The sequence below is a fragment of the Nocardia bovistercoris genome, assembly GCF_015674855.1.
Classification (GTDB): Bacteria; Actinomycetota; Actinomycetes; order Mycobacteriales; family Mycobacteriaceae; genus Nocardia; species Nocardia bovistercoris.
Window position 1 is genome coordinate 14,581 of the sequence record NZ_JADMLG010000031.1, and the last position, 18,962, is coordinate 33,542.

An 18,962-nucleotide genomic window follows, 5' to 3' on the forward strand; every position below is an offset into this window, starting at 1 on the left:
ACAGCTCCGCATCCGACGCCGACGCCGTCGGCATGTCGGGCAGCGGCGCAGGCAGGTCGGTCGAGCCCGCCGCAAGCATTTCCGATTCCGGTTCGGCGCGCGCGGAACCTCTCGACGGGCGCCGCGCGGGGTCGGTGAAGATGCGCGTCAGGGCGGTGAGACTGCGGCGCATGTCGCGGCGCGGTGTGTCCGGTGCGTCGTCGGGGCCGAGCGCGGTGTCCTGTTCGAGGACGTACCAGCCGCGATAGCCACCCCCGTGCATGTGCGCGACCAGGGCGGCGATATCGATGTCGCCGTCGCCCAGTGGTGCGTACAACCCTTCGCGCACCGCTTCGGCGTACTCGAGGCGGCCCGCGGCGATCCGTTCGAGGACAGTGGCGCGCACGTCCTTGAGGTGGATGTGGCCGATGCGGTCGCGGTGGCGGCGGGCCAGCGAGACCGGGTCGGCGCCGCCGATGAGCAGGTGGCCGGTGTCGAGGCACAGGTCGACGGCGGTGTCGGCGAGGAAGCGCTCGACCTCGTATTCGGTTTCGACGTGGGTGCCGACGTGCGGGTGCAGGACGATGCGGAGGCCGCGTGCGGCGGCGAGTTCGCCTATGGCTTCGGCGGTGGCGGTCAGCGTGCGCCATTCGGCGTCCGACAGGGGCGGCCTGGCGTCGTAGCCGTCGAGTCCGGTGGCGGCGGCGAGCACGAGCACCTCGGCGCCCGCTTCGGCGAATCGGGCGACGGTGGTACGCGCGGTCGCCATGGCCTGCTCTCGGTCGCGGTGCATGACCAGGGCGAGGAAGCCGCCGATTCCCTTCAGGCCGTGGCGGCCGAGCAGGGCGGCGGGGTGCTCGGGGAGATATCCGGGCGGACCGTATTCGGTGGCGGTGATGCCGAGTTCGGCCATCTCGGTGAGCACGGTCGCGGCGTCGAGCACCCGGCCCCAGCCGGGGACCTCGCACACTCCCCACGAGATGGGCGCCGCCGCGATGCGCGGCGGAACGTGCGGTTCGCTCATCGGTCTCTCCCGGCCTCCGAGTACAAACGCTGCCAACGGTGTGCGCCGTTGTGGAGCGCTCCAACTATGTAATGCGCGCCACAGTCTGTCAAGGGACCGGACAAAGGCGCTCACCTGCGAAGACGATGCGATTGCGCCGGTCGGAGGCGGTTGTTTTCGGGTAGTAGAGCGCTCTATTGCCGGGTGTGGGCGCAGGGTTGTAACCTCCGTCACGGCGAGCATCACCGCCCCGAGGGCGGCGGGGCGCGGTCGCGCACCGGACTCGTCCCGTGCAGCACCGCGCGAGGGAGGCGAGATGGCGCGACCGACCATGGCCGACGTCGCCGCACGCGCGGGCGTCTCACGCGCCCTGGTATCCCTCGTGATGCGCGACTCGCCCAAGGTCAGCGCGCACCGCCGCCGCGCCGTGCTCGCGGCCGCCGAAGACCTCGGCTATCGCCCGCACGCCATGGCCCGGTCACTGGCCAGCGGCGTGTCCGACATCGTCGGCGTGATGGTGTCGGACCTGCGCAACCCGTTCTTCGCCGAGGTCGTCGAGGGTATGGACGACGCCGCGCAGGAGGCGGGCCTGCACCTGGTCCTCAACACCGGCCGCCGCAGCGCGGTCCGGGAACAGGCCGCGCTGGACAGCCTGCTCGCCTTCCGCCCCGGCGGAGTCATCCTGCTCTCCCCGGTCCTGCCCGCCGCCGCGATCCGCGCGGCCGCGCAGCACGGTCCGGTGGTGCTGGTCTCGCGCGGTTCCACCGCACCCGGCGTCGACACGGTCAACGACGACGGTGTCACCGGCGCCGGACTCGCCGTCGACCACCTCGCCGCACTCGGCCACCGGCGCATCGTGCACCTCGACGGTGGCGCCGCGGCCACCAGCGCCGCGCGCCGCCGCGGTTACCGCGAGGCGATGTCGCGACACGGACTCGCCCCGATGGTGGTACCGAGCGAGCACACCGACGCCGCGGGCGCGTCCGCCGTACAAGCCCTGCTCAACCTGTTCTCGCGCATCGACTTTCCCACGGCCCTGGTCTGCGGCAACGATTTCAACGCACTCGGCGCGATCGCCGCGCTACGCGAGGCCGGATTGCGGGTACCCGACGACGTATCCGTCGTCGGCTACGACAACACCTCGATCGCGGCCATGCCGCACCCCGCCCTCACCACCGTCGACCAACCCCGAAATAGCATGGGTCGATTGGCGATTCGAGCGCTCACCGAGCGGCTGCGCGAAGGACGCACCACCGCGACGCACCACCGCGTCGAACCGTCCTTGGTCGTGCGCGCCACCTCCGCCGCACCCAGGTCCCCGAACCGCGGAGCGATACGCGCCAACCCCGAAAAGTCGTATACGACAACCGGTTCCCGAAGCTCCTCCGAATCACCGATTCCAGACAATCCCGCGACACCACCCGGCTGGGGTCGACCCGCGATGCCACGGCGCTCGGATCTTCGCCCGATACCGCCGAACTCGAAGCGTCCCACGAAACCACCTGACCCGGATCAGCCCACCACGCCACGGCACTCGAAAGATCCCGCGCGATCACCGAACTCGGATCGACCGGCGAGGCCATCGAAGTCGAACCGACTCGCGACACCACCGCCTTCACGCCACCCCACGACGCCACCGAGCTCGGATCGATCGGCTACGCCACCGGACCCGTCCCGACCTCCCGCATCACCGAACTCGTAACAACCGCAGGACGCTACCGACAAGGGGATGGACGATGATCGCGGAACGCAGGGTCGGCATCGGCTTGGCGGGTACCGGGCGCATCGGAACCCGCCACGCGGAGATCCTGGCTCGGTCGCCGCGTGTGGAACGTCTGCTGCTCACCGACGTCGATGCCGACCGGGCGAGCGCCGTCGCCGGGGAACTCGGCGTCGAATCGGTCCCGGACATCGACGCACTGCTCGACGCCGACCTCGACGGCCTGGTCGTGGCGACTCCCACCGACTCCCATCCCGAACTCATCGTGCGCGCGGTCGAACGCGGCATCCCGGTGTTCTGCGAGAAACCCGTCGCCGCCGACCTCGCGGGCACCGCGGCCGTGGTGGCGCGCCTGCGCGACGCGCCCGTCCCCGTGCAGGTCGGGTTCCAGCGCCGTTTCGACGCGGGCTACCGCGCGGCGCGGGACGCCGTGCGGTCCGGCGAACTCGGCAGACTGCACACCGTGCGCGCCAATACCCTCGACCCGGCGCCGCCGCCTGCCGACTACCTGCGGCGCAGCGGCGGCATCTTCCGCGATTGCGGGGTCCACGATTTCGACATCGTCGGCTGGGTCACAGGCCGCGAGGTCGTGCGGGTCTACGCGCACGGCACCGACCGCGGCGAGGCCGCGTTCACCGTGTGCGGCGACGTCGGCACCGCCGCCGTACTGCTGACCCTCGACGACGACACCCTGGTCACGGTGTCACTGACGCGGCGCAACGGCGCGGGCTACGACGTGCGCCTGGAACTGCTGGGCGAACGGACCAACCTCGTGGTCGGACTAGACGACCGCACGCCGCTGCGCTCCGCGGAACCGGGCGATCACCACACGGGCGCACTCGCCTACCCCGGATTCCTCGAACGCTTCCACCGCGCCTACATCGAAGAACTCGACACTTTCGTCGCCGTAGCCGCCGACGACCTGCCCAGCCCCTGTCCCCCCGAAGCGGCCCTCACCGCCTTGCGCATCGCCGAAGCCTGCGAACTGTCACGACACGAGCGTCGCCCCGTCGACCTCACCGAAATCCCGTACGCGCCGCCGGACCGCTCCACCTCGAGCGCATGGCTCCCGAATCACTAGCGCACCGCCGATCGACCGCCCGAACCGTGAAACGACTCCTCACCAACGCCGCACAACTGGCGCACCGCACCGCACCGCACCACACCGAGCTGAACCAACCATGCGCACCCCTCGCCCGGCACCACCTGATCCCAATGGTGTCCGACTGCCACTTACACCGCTCGAGAACGACACAGTCGCCGCGGCATCCGGATCCAGAAGGCGACGACGACCCCATGAACTCGGGTCGCATGCTCACCTCCGAGCGAACCAGCTCTCCCACCGCCATCCGAACGCCCCGCACCCGCCGATCGCGCTGGTCCATGCGTGCGACAGGCCAAGCGCACCGCGCCACCGCGCAGGTCGGTCTAGGCGGACAGCGCGCTCTCGCCGAGCAGCGCGGCGCGGTAACCCTCGCGGTATTCGCCCCAGTCACCCGCGACCACGGTGTTCAGGGCGTTCTCGTCGGGCGCGTGGTCGAACAATGCGGCGGCGAGCACGTGGACGGCCAGTCGGGGCGGTATGGCGTTGCCGATCTGCTGGGCGACATCGCGGCCTGCCCAGGGATAGTCGTGCGGGAAGGTCTGGAGACGGCCCGCGTCTCGGTGGTCGAGGTTGCGGATGTAGTCGCCGCCCATGGTCACCATCTTGTTGCGCGAGACCTTGCCGGTGACGGTGTACGCGGGTTCGTCGTGGCGACGCCGCCCGCGCGCCTTGGGGTCACCGCCGGTGCCGTAGTTCGACACCACCACGAATTCCGCACCGGGCGCGAGCACCGGACCCATCGGCAGCCACGGCGCGAGATCACCACGTGCCGAGCCGGTTTCGCGACGGAACGGTCGGTGCGTCGGGCGCGGCAGGTGCGGGCGGCGGTGCAGGTGCGCGATCAGGATCGCCCTGCGCCGAGTCTGCGGCACCCCGAATTCCTCGGCGCGTAGGATGTCGGCGACGAATTCGTAACCGCGCGAGGCGAGTACGGCCCCCATTCGCCGCCACACGGGCAGCACCGCAGGCACCTGTTCGAGCACGATCACCTCGTAGGGTCGGCGGTGGTCGTCCATCGCGGCCAGCGCCCACCGCAACGGTTCGAGCACGAGCCCGGTCCGCTCGTCGGCGAGCTTCTTCAGATCGACACCGACCGTCGGGTCACCGTCCCCCATGCGCTCGACGAAACGCAGCACGTCGTCGAGGGCCCCGCGCCCGGCCCCGGACCCGGCCACCGAGAACGTCTGACACGGCGGGCCTCCCGCGAGCACGGTCGCGCCTTCGAACAACTCGGGCCCGAGATCACGCACATCCGCCGAACGGGTGACAAGCCCCGCGGCGTCACGTGTCGCAACCGCGTCGACGTCCCATTCGACGCCGGTCACCGATATCCCGAGCCAGTGCGCCGCGACATCCAGCCCGCCGGGCCCCGCGAACAGATCGATCATCCGGGCCGATGGCGCCGCCCCCGCATCCGACGACATGGTCGCAGATCATAGCGCTCGCCGAACGAGGCCGAAGCCACGGACGCGCGTTCAGGCCCCCGGCGCGGCCGCTGTTATCCGACCCGAATCCGCCGCCTCCACCAGCGCGCGGTGGTCGATGAGGGTTTGGTCGGCGTAGGCGAGGGCGAAATCGACCATCGCTCGGTCGAATACGTCGCTGGAACCGAGGTAGGCCGCGATGGCGACGCGGTCGCCGGAGCGGGCGTGCGCGCGGGCCAGGGTGAATCCGCACAGGGTGGCGTATTTCGCGAGGGCGCCCGGTGACAGGTTTTCCAGGACCGCCGACCCTTTCATGTCGCGCAGTTGTCGCCAGTAGAAATAGCGGCCGTTCGGACCCGTGGCCCAGCCGAGGAATATGTCGGCGGCGGCTTGGGTCAAACGCTGCCCGTGCACCACCCGGTGGCCTTGGTGCTTGAATTTGCTTTGCGGCAGATGCGGTGTGAGCACCGAGTTCTCCGCCTCCTTCACCTGGAGGAACAGCGGCGCGCCGGTGTCGACGTCGACGAGGAGGGCGACGAAGCAGCGAGTGCCGACGCTGCCGACCCCCACCACCTTGAGCGCCAGGTCGACCAGCCGATGCCGGTCCAGCAGCACCCGGCGCTCCTCGGGGAGACTGCGGCGGTAGGCGGCGAAGACGGTCGAGAGGTCGAGCGCCTCGGGTTCATCGATGCGCACCAGCAGCGGCGGCCGATGCCGGATGCGCGGCATGCCGTCCTCTCCGGGTTCGGTGAGTTTGGACAGCGCCCGCAGACTGGTGTTGGCGCGCGCCGTGGCAAGCGCCCGCTCGACTCCCTTGCGGCGCTTGGGTTTACGAACCAACTCCAGCACCGCGTCCGCGTCGACCCGCAGGTACCACACGTCCATGGCGTCGAGTTCGGCCAGATGCAGCATGCAGCTGCGATAGCCGCGCGCCGCCTCCGACGCGGCGGCCTCGGCCTGCACGTCGGTGTACCCGTTGGCGCGGGCGGCGACGGCGACGCTGGCTACCAGGCGTTTCACATCCCACTCGAACGGGCCGGGCAGGGTTTCGTCGAAATCGTTGAGATCGAACAGCAGTGCGCGCTCGGGCGAGGCGAAGAGCCCGAAATTCGACAGGTGCGCGTCGCCGCACAGTTGCACGGTCAATCCCGAGTCGGGACCGGCCGCCAAGTCGGCGGCCATCACCGCGGGCGCGCCGCGCAGGAACGGGAACGGCGAGGCGAGCATCCTGGCGTAGCGGATGGGCACGAGTTCGGGCAGCCGGGTGCGCGCCTGCCGCTCCAGAATGGTTACCGGATCGACCCGGTCGGCTCCGGCCTCCCACTTGCCGAGCGCCGAACGCGATACCCGCTTACGGGCCTTCCTGCCCCCTTCGATCCCCGTGACACCGTTCGTGGCCGCGAGCGTATCCGTCATTTTCTCAGTCTTGCTCGCGGAATGCTGCACCGCAAGCACCGTGCGACGAATGAGACCGACCGCGCCTCCTGCTGGACATTCAGCACGAACTAACTATTTGCCACAGATTTGCCATCAAGAACTATGGATCACGCGAAACAGCAGATCCCTTTCGGGGTTTCACCGGAGCCGACTCCTACCGAAGGATGAAATGTCACCCTGACCGGCCCGAATCCGGTGCCCATTCGAACCGGGTGCGGCACAGTGTAGGTCGTGCGAACGCCGTCGGGGCGGAAAGGCCGCGTGGAATGCCGGTCGAATTCGCCCGCACCCACCCGGACGGTGTCGCCGAATATCGAAGTGCTGAAAGGATTCACGTTGTTCCCGACGAAAACCCCGCGCCGCCTGCTCGCGGCGCTCGCCGTGGCGGGCGCGGTCACCGCGATCCCGCTGACCGTCGCGGCGCCCGCCTCGGCCACCGGCCCCGACGAGGCGACCGAGATCGGCCGCGGCTGCGACCGCGACGATCCATGGGAGAACTTCCTCGACAACCCATGGAGCGATCTGCTCGACAACCGCCACGGCCCACACGGCTACTGCGACCCGGGAGACCGGCACTCCCCGCGCCACCACCCGCCGCACGACCCGTGGCGCGACCACCGCCCGCACGGACTGTTCGGCAGCAGCTGACCCGCACCCCCGAACGGCCGATGGCCCGCTCCCTATCCGGGGGCGGGCCATCGCGCGTAGTACGCCGTGGATCAGGCGGTTTCGGTGATCGGGCGATCGACCCAGCTCATCAGGCCGCGCAGCTTGGCGCCGGTGACCTCGATCGGGTGCTCGGCGTTCTGCTTGCGCAGACCCTCGAGCTCCTTGTTGCCGCCCTCGACATTGGCGACCAGCCGCTTGACGAAGCTGCCGTCCTGGATGTCCTTGAGGATGTCCTGCATCCGCTTCTTGGTGTCGGCGTCGATGACACGGGGACCCGACAGGTAACCACCGAATTCGGCGGTGTCGGACACCGAGTAGTTCATGCGCGCGATGCCGCCCTCGTACATGAGGTCGACGATGAGCTTCAGCTCGTGCAGCACCTCGAAGTAGGCCATCTCCGGCGCGTAACCCGCCTCGACCATGACCTCGAAACCGGTCTTGACCAGTTCTTCGGTGCCGCCGCAGAGCACGGCCTGCTCACCGAAGAGATCGGTCTCGGTCTCCTCCTTGAAGGTGGTCTTGATGACGCCCGCGCGGGTGCCGCCGATGCCCTTGGCGTAGGACAGCGCGAGCGCCTGGCCCTGGCCGGTGGGGTCCTGATCGATCGCGATCAGCGCGGGCACGCCCTTGCCGTCGACGAACTGGCGGCGCACCAGGTGGCCGGGGCCCTTCGGCGCGACCATGCCGATGGTGACGTTCGCGGGCGGCTTGATCAGGCCGAAGTGGATGTTGAGGCCGTGGCCGAAGAACAGCGCGTCGCCGTCCTTCAGATTCGGCTCGATGTCGTTGGTGAAGATCGACGCCTGCGCGGTGTCGGGGGCGAGCACCATGATCAGGTCGGCCCATTCCGAGACCTCGGCCGGGGTGCCGACGGTCAGGCCCGCCTCCTCGGCCTTCGGACGCGACTTCGAACCCTCGGCCAGACCGACCCGCACCTCGACGCCCGAGTCACGCAGGCTCAGCGAATGCGCGTGTCCCTGGCTGCCGTAGCCGATGACCGCGACCTTGCGGCCCTGGATGATCGACAGGTCGGCATTGTCGTCGTAGAACATCTCGACTGCCACAGTGGTTCCTTCCGGGAGGTCATCCCCGCTCGCGGGCGGGGCGCACCGAATTCGGTGCTCTTGGTCCGGCCCCGTGGGGCACGGGGCTGTACAACCCCGCGCGTACACGGGGGAAGATCGGTCCCGCGGGAGCGGGGGCGGCACGCCGAGGTGTCGATCGCACCAAAGGTTAGCGTGCCGCCGTCAGGTCATCGGGTGGCGGTGATGGACTTCGGTCCGCGCCCGACCGCGACCACGCCGGACTGCACTATCTCGCGGATCCCGTACGGTTCGAGCATCCGCAGCAGCGCGTCGAGTTTGGACCGGGTTCCGGTGGCCTCGACGGTGAGCGCGTCCGGGGACACGTCGATGACCTTGGCCCTGAACAGCGTGACGGCCTCGATCACCTGGGTGCGCACGCTCGCGTCGGCGCGCACCTTCACCAGGATCAGTTCGCGGGCCACCGACGCGTCGGCGTCCTGCTCCACGATCTTGATGACGTTGACCAGCTTGTTGAGTTGTTTGGTGACCTGCTCGAGCGGCAGGTCCTCGACGGTGACCACGATGGTCATCCGGGAGATGTCCGGCAGTTCGGTGCCACCGACCGCCAGCGATTCGATATTGAATCCGCGCCGCGAGAACAGGCTCGCGACCCGCGCCAGCACGCCCGGCTTGTCCTCGACGAGGACACTCAGCGTGTGGGTGGTACTCATTCACTCCCCCGGTTCTGTTCGGTGTTCCGATCGCCCGGCTGTTCTTCCGCCTTGGCCATGCCATGGGACAGGGCTTCGTGGATGATGGCGGGTTCGGCGGCCTGCTCGTCCTCGTCGAACAGCGGGCGGATGCCGCGCGCGGCCATGATCTCGTCGTTGGAGGTGCCCGCCGCGACCATCGGCCAGACCTGGGCGTCCTTGCCGACGATGAAATCGATCACCACGGGACGGTCGTTGATCGACTGCGCCTCGCGGATCGCGGCCTCGACCTCCTCCTCCTTCTCCACCCTGATGCCGTGGCAGCCGAGCGCCTCGGCGAGTTTGACGAAGTCGGGGATGCGCAGGGTGTGCGTGCCGAGGTCGGTGTTGGAGTAGCGCTCCTGGTAGAACAGGGTCTGCCACTGCCTGACCATGCCGAGGTTGCCGTTGTTGATCAGCGCGACCTTGATCGGCACGCCCTCCACGGCGCAGGTGGCCAGCTCCTGGTTGGTCATCTGGAAGCAGCCGTCGCCGTCGACCGCCCACACCTCACGGTCGGGAGCGCCCATCTTGGCGCCCATGGCGGCGGGCACGGCGTAGCCCATGGTGCCGAGGCCGCCGGAGTTGAGCCAGGTGCGCGGCTTCTCGTACTTGATGAACTGGGCGGCCCACATCTGGTGCTGGCCGACGCCCGCGCAGTAGATGGCGTCGGGACCGGCGAGCCTGCCGAGCGCGTCGATGACGTATTCCGGGGACAGCGAACCGTCGCTCGGGGCGGTCCAGCCCAGCGGGTAGCTCTGCCGGATGTCGTCGAGGTAGCGCCACCAGGCGGCCAGGTCGAGCTTCGGCGCGCCTGCCGGATCGGCCTCGAGTGTGTCGATCAGTTCGGCGATGACCTCGCGGCAGTCGCCGACGATCGGCACGTCGGCGTGGCGGTTCTTGCCGATCTCGGCGGGGTCGATATCGGCGTGGATGACCTTGGCGTCGGGGGCGAAGGAATCCAGTTGGCCCGTCACCCGGTCGTCGAAGCGGGCGCCGAGGGTGATCAGCAGGTCGGATTTCTGCAAGGCCGCGACCGCGCCGACGGTGCCGTGCATACCCGGCATGCCCATGTTGAGCTGATGACTGTCGGGGAACGCGCCGCGCGCCATCAGCGTGGTGACCACCGGAATGCCGGTGAGCTCGGCCAGGCGCAGCAGTTCGGGCGAGGCGTCGGCCTTGATGACGCCGCCGCCGACGTAGAGCACCGGGCGCTTGGCCTCGAGGATCATCCGCGCGGCCTCGCGCACCTGCTTGCCGTGCGGTTTGGTGACCGGACGGTAGCCGGGCAGCCGCATCTCCGGCGGCCAGCTGAAGGTGGTCTGACCTTGCAGCACGTCCTTGGGGATGTCGACGAGCACCGCGCCGGGACGGCCCGAGGCGGCCAGGTAGAACGCCTCGGCGAGGATGCGCGGGATGTCGACGCCCTCGGTGATGAGGAAGTTGTGCTTGGTGACCGGCATGGTGATGCCGGAGATGTCGGCTTCCTGGAAGGCGTCGGTGCCGATCAGGCTGCGTCCGACCTGGCCGGTGATCGCCACGATCGGCACCGAGTCCATCTGGGCGTCGGCGATCGGGGTCACCAGGTTGGTCGCGCCGGGACCCGAGGTGGCCATGCAGACGCCGACCCGGCCGGTGGCCTGGGCGTATCCGGTGGCGGCGTGGCCCGCGCCCTGTTCGTGGCGCACCAGCACGTGCCGCACCTTGCGCGAGTCGAAGAGCGGATCGTAGACCGGAAGGACGGCGCCGCCGGGAATGCCGAATACGGTGTCGACGCCGAGCTCCTCGAGCGACCGGACCACCGACTGCGCGCCGGTGACCCGCTCGGGCGGGACCTGACGACGGTTGACCGCCGTACCCGCGGGCTGGTTCGCCGAAACGCCCGCCTGCTGACTCGTCGAAGGCGCAGACCTGCGGGCCGATGGCCCCGGTCGTGCGGTTGGTGCACTCACCGTCTTCGTTCCTAACTGTGCGTACTTGACCCCGGACAACACTTCGGATGCGACATGTTCTCGGCGTTGCATTTTCTGTGTGCGTGTTATGGGTGAAACGTGGTGCGGCGCAACCCGTTCGAACTTTCGCCCGAACACAAAAAAGCCCCCGTCAGCGCATGGCTGATCGAGGGTGGCGCGTCGCAACGCGAGCTGACGTATTCGACTCAGGTAGTCAGGCTCAACGCTGGACGCGCCGGCCGAGTACGAACAACTCGTTTCGATTCACGCGCACGACGTTAAGCGGAAGTGAACCGATGAGTCAAACAGCTGACTCAGTGCGTCCCATTATGTGGGACAGTGCGGCGCTTGTGTCCATTCACCAGGATGCGAGGATGGTGGTGTGTCATCACCGCATCAGTCCGTGCCACCGGTTGAATCGTCCCACACCGCGCCCGAGGGATCGGATACGGGTAGCGCGACGACCACCATCCGCGTTCCGCGCCTCGCCCTGCTCGGCGTGGTCGTACTGCTGCTCGGGGTGTTCTTCTTCGTCGTCGGCGCGCCCCTGCTCCTCGGCTGGCTGCTCGTGCTGCCGATCGCGGTGGCGGCCTGGGTGTTGCGAACCCGGACGCAGGTATCGGAATCCGGACTCGACCTGCGAACCGTCTTCGGCTCACGGCACGTGGACTGGTCGCAGGTCAAGGGCCTGCGCATACCCAAGCGCGGCTTCGTGCGCCTGCACCTCGACGACGATTCCGAGGTTCGTCTGCCCGCCGTCGGCTACGAGCGCCTGCGCGACCTGATCGATGCCTCCGACGGGCGGATCCCCGACCCGTACGCCGTCGCGGGTGCCGAAGATCACGACTCCGATGACCACCACTCCGATGACCACAGCACGACGGCGGAGAAGAGGACGGACGCGAAGCCCGAAGACTCCGAGCCCGACTCCTGACCTGCCGCGCGGCACTCCTGCGGGATATCCGCCTTCCGCACGACCGAGTCGGATGGAGCCCGACCGCTCCTACCCGGCGATACGCGCCCGCCAGGACGGACCGCGCGCCGACATGTGATGGAACACACCGGTGGTGACGAGCACACTCGCGGTCGGCGTTAGACTCGACACAGCTCCGCGGACAGGTGCGCGAACCCGGTGCGACACTCCGGGACAGCGCGCCGCCGAGAAGGTTCGGGCGCCGACCTCCGCCCGACGACACCGCGTGCGCCGACACCATCGCGGCGACACCGCGCCCTTCCCGGCGACGAAACCAGAGCCGTCGCGCGATCCACCCGCCGTCCGCACGCCCGAGAACACCGGGAGTACCGTGGGATGGCCGCGGCCGATTCCGCGTAGTCGCACCTCAGCCCCCAGCGACCCCATCGAGGACCCATGCCACCGCTTCGTTCACGCACCACCACCATCGGCCGCAATGCCGCGGGCGCCCGCGCGCTCTGGCGCGCCACCGGTATGACCGACTCCGACTTCGGCAAGCCGATCGTCGCGATCGCGAACTCCTACACCCAGTTCGTGCCGGGCCACGTGCATCTCAAGGATGTCGGCGAGATCGTCGCGGCCTCGGTGCGCGCCGCGGGCGGGGTGCCGCGCGAATTCCACACCATCGCCGTGGATGACGGCATCGCCATGGGACACGGCGGCATGCTGTACTCGCTGCCCTCGCGCGAGATCATCGCCGACTCGGTCGAATACATGGTCAACGCGCACACCGCCGACGCGCTGGTCTGCATCTCCAACTGCGACAAGATCACCCCCGGCATGCTGAACGCGGCCATGCGCCTGAACATCCCGACGGTCTTCGTCTCCGGCGGGCCGATGGAGGCGGGCAAGGCCGTCGTGGTCGGCGGGATCGCCCAGGCGCCGACCGACCTGATCACCGCGATCGCGGCGAGCGCGAATCCGACGGTGTCCGAGGACGGACTGGCCGAGGTCGAGCGCAGCGCCTGCCCGACCTGCGGGTCCTGCTCGGGCATGTTCACCGCCAACTCCATGAACTGCCTCACCGAAGCGCTCGGACTCGCGTTGCCCGGCAACGGTTCCACGTTGGCCACCCACGCCGCGCGCCGCGCCTTGTTCGAGCGCGCGGGCACGGTCGTGGTCGATATCGCCAACCGCTGGTACCGCGAGGACGACGCCTCGGTGCTGCCCCGCAACGTGGCCGACGAGCGGGCGTTCCGCAACGCCATGGCGCTCGACGTCGCGATGGGCGGCTCGACCAACACCGTGCTGCACACCCTGGCCGCCGCACAGGAAGGCGAGGTCGACTTCGACCTGACCACCATCGATGAGATCAGCCGCCGCGTGCCGTGTCTGTCCAAGGTGTCGCCGAATTCGGACTACCACATGGAGGATGTGCACCGCGCGGGCGGCATTCCCGCGATCCTCGGCGAACTGCGCCGCGCCGGACTGCTCGAAACCGACGTCACCACCGTGCACACCCGCGGCTTCGACGAATGGCTCGACACCTGGGACATCCGCTCGGGCAAGGCATCCGCCGAAGCGCTCGAACTGTTCCACGCCGCGCCCGGCGGGGTGCGCACCACCGAACCGTTCTCCACCGAGAACCGCTGGTCGAGCCTGGACACCGACGCCGAGGGCGGCTGCATCCGCGACAAGGAGCACGCCTACACCGTCGAAGGCGGCCTTGTCGTGTTGCGCGGCAACATCGCACCCGACGGCGCCATCCTCAAGACCGCGGGCATCGATGAGGAACTGTTCAGCTTCCAGGGCCCGGCCGTCGTGGTCGAATCGCAGGAGGCGGCGGTCTCGGCGATCCTCGGGAAAACCATCAAGCCCGGCGATGTGATCGTGGTGCGCTACGAGGGTCCCGCGGGCGGGCCCGGCATGCAGGAAATGCTGCACCCTACCGCCTTCCTCAAAGGCGCGGGCCTCGGCAAACAGTGCGCGCTCATCACCGACGGCCGCTTCTCCGGCGGCACCTCGGGACTGTCGATCGGCCACATCTCCCCCGAGGCGGCCAGCGGCGGCGTCATCGGACTCGTGCACGACGGCGACCAGATCCGCATCGATGTCGCCACCCGCACACTCGAGGTCATGGTCGACGACGCGGTGCTGGCCGAGCGCCGCGCGAAAATGGAAGCGTCGGAGCGGCCGTGGCAACCCGTCGACCGGGAACGCTCCGTCACCACCGCGCTGCGCGCCTACGCCGCGCTCGCGACCTCCGCCGACAAGGGCGCGGTCCGGCGCGTGCCCTGATCCTCGTTCGAAGCGCCGATGCCCCCGGATGCGCGAGTCCGGGGGCATCCGCATCGATGGGCACGATCGCCGCCCCGTACTGTCCCCACGCTACCGCGCTGCGCGCCTACGCCGCGCTCGCGACCTCTGCCGACAAGGGTGCGGTCCGGCGCGTGCCCTGATCTGGTTTCGAACGAACGATGCCCCCGGATGCCGGTCCGGGGGCATCGTCATCGATAGGCGGCATCGATAGGCCCGGTCGATGGACTTGGCCGTCGCTGGACCAGCCGTCGGTGTACCCGGTCGCCAGTGAGCCCGGCCAGCGGTACACCCGGCCAGCCGGGAACCCGGTCGGCGGCGGACCCGGTCGCCAGCGGACCCCGTGGGCGGTCGACGCGGTCATCGGCGGGCCGGTCACCGGTGTAGCCGCGCCCGCCTTGGGGCCGGTCGGCGGTGGACACGGTGATCGGCGCACCCGGCACCAGTCCCCAGTCCAGTCAGCTACGGACCCGGTCATCGGCGCACCCGGCACCAGTCCCCAGTCCAGTCGGCTGTGGAGCCGGTCGGCGACGGGCTCAGTCGAAGGGACCGATGCCGGTGAGCGGATTGCCGCCGTGCAGGTACCAGTAGGCGCCGATAGCCGCGGCCACCGCGAGCAGCAGGACCGCGAATGAACCGTAGGAGGGGCGGATCGCCCAACCACGATTGCGATCCAGCGACCAGCGGCCCGGACCGGTGAGGATGAGCACGGCCGCCGCACCGGCGAGGATGCTTTCGAGTTCCACGCCGCTCGGCACACTCCCCCGATACTGGAAACCGTCGATCATGCCCTGCTTCCACAGCCAGGCGTCCAGGATCACCGCGAGCACCGCGCCGGCCGCCAACGGCGTGACCAAGCCGAGCACGAGCAGTGCGCCGCCGCCCACCTCACCGACGGTGAGCAGGATCGCGCACACCGTCGGGTGATCCCAGCCGCCCGCCGCCATCATGTCGCGGGTGCCGTCGAGCCCGGGGCCGTTGAACCAGCCGGTGAGCTTCTGCAGACCGTGGTAGACGAAGGTGCCGCCGACGACCAGCCGGAGCAGGAACAGACCGAGATCGAGGGTGCCGCGCCGGTTCTCGACGGCGCGCCGCCGCATCGTCCGGCTCGGCTCGCCCGGCGGATTCGTGGCGGGCGGAATGCTCGCGTACGAATACGGTGTGGTCGCCGAGTCGGCGGGCGGCGGATCGGGCGTCGGCGCCGCATCGGAGGTGTGCGCCGCTTCGGGAGTGTGCGCGTGCGGAGCCGAATGCCCGACCGTCGGCACCTCGGGATCGAGACCGAGTTCCTCCTCGGTGCGCGGCACATCCGAGCCGGGCGCTTTGGACATCTCGACGCGCGGTAGCTGCCCGGTGGGGGAATCGTAGGGGCTTCCGACGCCCTGCCCCGTCGCCACCGACGCCTGCTTGCCCGCCGTCTGTTTGCCCCCGGCCTTCTCGTCGACCGCGGGCGCGTCGGATCCCGATGTGTCCTTCGGCTTGTCACTCACGGGCATACCCTATGACGAGGTGTGCGGTCGGGCAGCCAAACGATGCGGCGTGTCAACCCTCGGTGACAAACCAGGTCGGTGTGTCGACACCCCACCCGGAAGCGGCGCGGTCGACGGTATTTCCGTAACGTCTGAGCTATGAGTGTGGTTGTCGTGGGTCGCGTCGCGATGTGTCTGGCGCTCGGCGCGATGCTGGTAGCGGGCTGCGCCCGGTTCGACGATACGGCGTCGAGCCCGTTCACGCCGGAACCGAGCTTCAATCCGGCCGAGCCGAAACGACCGCAGACCACCCCGCCGTCCACCACCCGCCCCAGCGGACCGTGCATCGACCCCGATCCCGCCGTCGTCGCCACCTGCCTCGACACCACCGGCGGCATCATCACCGCGGGCAACGGCGCGCTGGTCGCCGAACGCCGCACCGGCCGCATCCTGCGCGTCGTCGACCCCGACACCCCGCCCGTCGAGGTAGCCAGGATCGAGGTCGACGGCAGCTCGCCCGACGGCGGACTCAGCGACATCGCGCTGTCCCCCACCTTCGGCGAGGACGGACTGCTCTACGCCTACGTCACCACCGCCACCGACAACCGGGTGGTGCGGCTCGCCGAAGGCGGCTCCCCCAAAGCCATCCTCACCGGAATCCCCAAGGGCGCCACCGGCAATCACGGCGCGATCGAATGGACCGCCCCGAACCGGCTGATGGTGCTCACCGGTGACGCGGGCAATCCCGGCCTCGCCTCGACCCCTTCCTCACTGGCGGGCAAACTGCTGCGAGTAGAAGCCCCCGCCCCCGGCGCGACCCCCGAGGTCGCGGTATCCGGCATCGGCGTAGCGGGCGACCTGTGCTTCGACGGCAAAGACAGCCTCTGGTTCACCGACCGCACCCCCCTTGAGGACCGCCTGCAACGCATCGACCCGCAGGGCGTGGTCACCGTCGGCTGGACCTGGCCGGACCGCCCCGGCGTCGCGGGCTGCGCGGCCGCCGTCGACGGCGTCGCCGTCTCCCTCACCGAAGGCAAGGCCCTCGCCTTGGCCACCGCCGACCCGAACACCCACATGATCACCACCGCCCCGAGCATGTTGTCCCAGGACAAATACGGCAAACTCGGCGGCGCCACCCTCGGCCCCGACGGCAGCTTCTGGGTGGGCACCGTCAACAAGACCGACGGCCAACCCGGCCCCAACGACGACCGAGTAGTCCGAATCCCCTTGCCCCAAGCCGGCGGCGGAGGCGGCCCGGACTAGTCGGCACAGCGGGTCGCCATCGGTGCGTACCGGCGGCGACCCCGCACCACCTCAGCCGGACCGCCGCCCAGTTCTCCTGTTCACCAGCCCGGACACCACTGAGCGGCGCTACGGAAACTCCAAGAACATCGACCCCGCAGGCGATTCCGGTCGTGTCGGCACGAACGGGTACGCCTCGGGAGCGGCGTTCCCGGATTCGGTGCAGGGTTATTCGCAGGCGGCGAGGACGAGTTCGCGGACTCGGGCGGCGTCGGCTTGGCCTCGGGTGGCTTTCATGACGTCGCCGACGATCTTGCCCGCGGCTTGGACTTTGCCCGCGCGGATCTTCTCGGCGATGTCGGGGTTGGCGGCCAGTGCCTTGTCGACCTCGGTGCGCAGCGCGCCTTCGTCGCTGACCATGCCGAGGCCCTTGGACTCGACGATCGCCTTCGGGTCGCCCTCGCCTGCCAGGACGTGGTCGACGACCTGCTTGGCGACCTTGTTGTTGACGGTTTTTGCTTCCACCAGGGCGATCACCTCGGCGACCTGCGCGGGGGTGATCGGCAGTTCTTCGAGGGCGACCTCGTGTTCCTTGGCCTTCTCGGTGAGGTAGGCGACCCACCAGGAGCGGGCCTCGTTGGCGGGGGCGCCCGCGTCGACGGTGGCGATGATGAGGTCGAGGGCGCCCGCGTTCACCAGGTCGCGCATGACCTCGTCGGACAGTTCCCACTCGGACTGGATGCGACCGCGCCGCAGCCACGGGTATTCGGGGATGGTGGCGCGCAGCCGCTCGACCAAGTCGGCGGACGGCGCGACCGGCTCCAGGTCGGGTTCGGGGAAGTAGCGGTAGTCCTCGGCGGTCTCCTTGCGGCGGCCGGGCGAGGTGGAGCCGTCGGCCTCGTTGAAGTGCCTCGTCTCCTGGATGATCGTGCCGCCGCTCGCGAGAATCGCGGCCTGCCTGCGCATCTCGTAGCGCACCGCGACCTCGACGCTCTTGAGCGAGTTCACGTTCTTTGTCTCGGTGCGGGTGCCGAAGACGCTCGCGCCCACCGGCATCAGCGACACGTTGGCGTCGCAGCGCAGCGAACCCTGCTCCATCTTCACGTCGGACACCGCGAGGGAACGCAGCACCTCGCGCAACGCGGTGACGTAGGCGCGGGCCACCTCCGGCGCGCGCTCGCCCGCGCCGGTGATCGGCTTGGTGACGATCTCGATGAGCGGCACGCCCGCGCGGTTGTAGTCGAGCAGGGAGTGGCTCGCGCCGTGGATGCGCCCGGTGGCGCCGCCAACGTGCAGCGACTTGCCGGTGTCCTCCTCCATGTGCGCGCGCTCGATGTCGACGCGGAAGGTGCTGCCGTCGTCGAGGACCACGTCGAGGTGGCCTTCGGTGGCGATCGGCTCGTCGTACTGGCTGATCTGGTAGTTCTTCGGCTGGTCCGGGTAGAAGTAGTTCTTGCGGGCGAAACGGCCCCACGGCGTGATCGAGCAGTTGAGCGCGAGGCCGATGCGAATCGCCGATTCGACGGCCTTCGCGTTCACCACCGGCAGCGAACCGGGCAGGCCGAGGCAGACCGGGCACACCTGGGTATTCGGGTCGGCGCCGAATTCGGTCGGGCAACCGCAGAACATCTTGGTCGCCGTGGACAGCTCGACGTGGACCTCCATGCCGAGCACCGGCGCGTACCGGGCGATCACATCGACGTAGTCCATCAACTCGACCGTGGGTGCACTCATACGCATCAGTCTAGGTAAGTCCCGCTGCACCGCCGCGCCGACCTCCGCCGGTCGCAACCCCTCAGCAGATACTTCCTCCCCATCCAAGCCCCACCCCACCCCCAACAGACCACCCCCAACAGACCACCCCCCAACAGACCACCCCCGGTACACCGACAAGGTTCGCGGCCGTCTCGCGTCCCAGCGTTCGAGACAACGCGACGCAGGAGCAAGTCTCGAACGCTG

At 69.3% G+C, this 18,962-nt stretch carries 13 protein-coding genes and 1 pseudogene; 6 read left to right on the plus strand and 8 right to left on the minus strand.

The genetic code is table 11. From position 1 onward, the window contains the following. Window positions 1-208 precede the first annotated feature (208 nt). Window positions 209-1,315: pseudogene (locus IT779_RS39005) on the minus strand (TIM barrel protein); the annotation flags it as partial. Between IT779_RS39005 and IT779_RS36695 the strand changes: the two are divergent. Next, window positions 1,299-2,684: a LacI family DNA-binding transcriptional regulator gene (locus IT779_RS36695; RefSeq protein ID WP_196154109.1), complete on the plus strand. Its 1,386-nt coding sequence runs from the start codon at window positions 1,299-1,301 to the stop codon at window positions 2,682-2,684. The pseudogene IT779_RS39005 and the gene IT779_RS36695 sit on opposite strands and share 17 nt — an antisense overlap. 34 nt (window positions 2,685-2,718) lie before the next feature. Continuing rightward, window positions 2,719-3,783, plus strand: a complete 1,065-nt coding sequence (locus IT779_RS36700; protein ID WP_196154110.1) for a Gfo/Idh/MocA family protein — start codon at window positions 2,719-2,721, stop codon at window positions 3,781-3,783. 347 nt (window positions 3,784-4,130) lie between these two features. Here IT779_RS36700 and IT779_RS36705 read toward each other — a convergent pair whose 3' ends face one another. Together IT779_RS36705 and IT779_RS36710 are read right to left on the minus strand one after the other, a co-directional pair. Continuing rightward, window positions 4,131-5,231: a DNA cytosine methyltransferase gene (locus IT779_RS36705; protein WP_196154111.1), complete on the minus strand. Its 1,101-nt coding sequence runs from the start codon at window positions 5,229-5,231 to the stop codon at window positions 4,131-4,133. Between the two features lie 51 nt (window positions 5,232-5,282). Further along, window positions 5,283-6,647 (minus strand): DUF2252 domain-containing protein, encoded by a 1,365-nt coding sequence (locus IT779_RS36710; protein ID WP_196154112.1) that lies wholly within the window; start codon window positions 6,645-6,647, stop codon window positions 5,283-5,285. A 357-nt stretch (window positions 6,648-7,004) separates the two neighbouring features. Between IT779_RS36710 and IT779_RS36715 the strand changes: the two genes are divergently transcribed. Then, window positions 7,005-7,316: a hypothetical protein gene (locus IT779_RS36715; protein ID WP_196154113.1), complete on the plus strand. Its 312-nt coding sequence runs from the start codon at window positions 7,005-7,007 to the stop codon at window positions 7,314-7,316. 71 nt (window positions 7,317-7,387) lie between these two features. On the opposite strand, the gene ilvC is transcribed toward IT779_RS36715, so the two are convergent. The 3 genes from ilvC to IT779_RS36730 all read right to left on the minus strand — a co-directional run bounded on the left by ilvC (window position 7,388) and on the right by IT779_RS36730 (window position 11,063). Continuing rightward, window positions 7,388-8,389, minus strand: coding sequence for a ketol-acid reductoisomerase (gene ilvC, locus IT779_RS36720; protein WP_196154121.1), 1,002 nt, complete (start codon window positions 8,387-8,389; stop codon window positions 7,388-7,390). Between the two features lie 200 nt (window positions 8,390-8,589). Next, window positions 8,590-9,093: an acetolactate synthase small subunit gene (gene ilvN / locus IT779_RS36725; RefSeq protein WP_196154114.1), complete on the minus strand. Its 504-nt coding sequence runs from the start codon at window positions 9,091-9,093 to the stop codon at window positions 8,590-8,592. Beyond that, the gene (locus tag IT779_RS36730; protein ID WP_332839133.1) at window positions 9,090-11,063 is read right to left on the minus strand and encodes an acetolactate synthase large subunit; all 1,974 of its coding nucleotides are present in this window, start codon (window positions 11,061-11,063) and stop codon (window positions 9,090-9,092) included. The genes ilvN and IT779_RS36730 overlap by 4 nt, the downstream gene beginning before the upstream one ends. A 403-nt stretch (window positions 11,064-11,466) precedes the next feature. Here IT779_RS36730 and IT779_RS36735 point away from each other — a divergent pair, with 403 nt between their 5' ends. Both IT779_RS36735 and ilvD read left to right on the plus strand, forming a co-directional pair. Beyond that, a complete protein-coding gene (locus IT779_RS36735) occupies window positions 11,467-11,997 on the plus strand; it encodes a PH domain-containing protein (protein ID WP_332839134.1) in 531 nt (176 codons plus the stop codon). Window positions 11,998-12,432: 435 nt separating this feature from the next. Continuing rightward, on the plus strand, window positions 12,433-14,274 hold the full coding sequence (ilvD, locus tag IT779_RS36740) for a dihydroxy-acid dehydratase (RefSeq protein ID WP_196154116.1): 1,842 nt from the start codon (window positions 12,433-12,435) through the stop codon (window positions 14,272-14,274). A 554-nt stretch (window positions 14,275-14,828) separates the two neighbouring features. On the opposite strand, the gene IT779_RS36745 is transcribed toward ilvD, so the two are convergent. Next, on the minus strand, window positions 14,829-15,782 hold the full coding sequence (locus tag IT779_RS36745; RefSeq protein WP_332839135.1) for a DoxX family protein: 954 nt from the start codon (window positions 15,780-15,782) through the stop codon (window positions 14,829-14,831). Window positions 15,783-15,920: 138 nt separating this feature from the next. On the opposite strand from IT779_RS36745, the gene IT779_RS36750 reads away from it, so the two are divergent. Then, window positions 15,921-17,024: a PQQ-dependent sugar dehydrogenase gene (locus IT779_RS36750; RefSeq protein WP_196154118.1), complete on the plus strand. Its 1,104-nt coding sequence runs from the start codon at window positions 15,921-15,923 to the stop codon at window positions 17,022-17,024. Window positions 17,025-17,231: 207 nt separating this feature from the next. Here IT779_RS36750 and gatB read toward each other — a convergent pair whose 3' ends face one another. After that, on the minus strand, window positions 17,232-18,737 hold the full coding sequence (gatB, locus tag IT779_RS36755; protein WP_232542446.1) for an Asp-tRNA(Asn)/Glu-tRNA(Gln) amidotransferase subunit GatB: 1,506 nt from the start codon (window positions 18,735-18,737) through the stop codon (window positions 17,232-17,234). Window positions 18,738-18,962 lie beyond the last annotated feature (225 nt).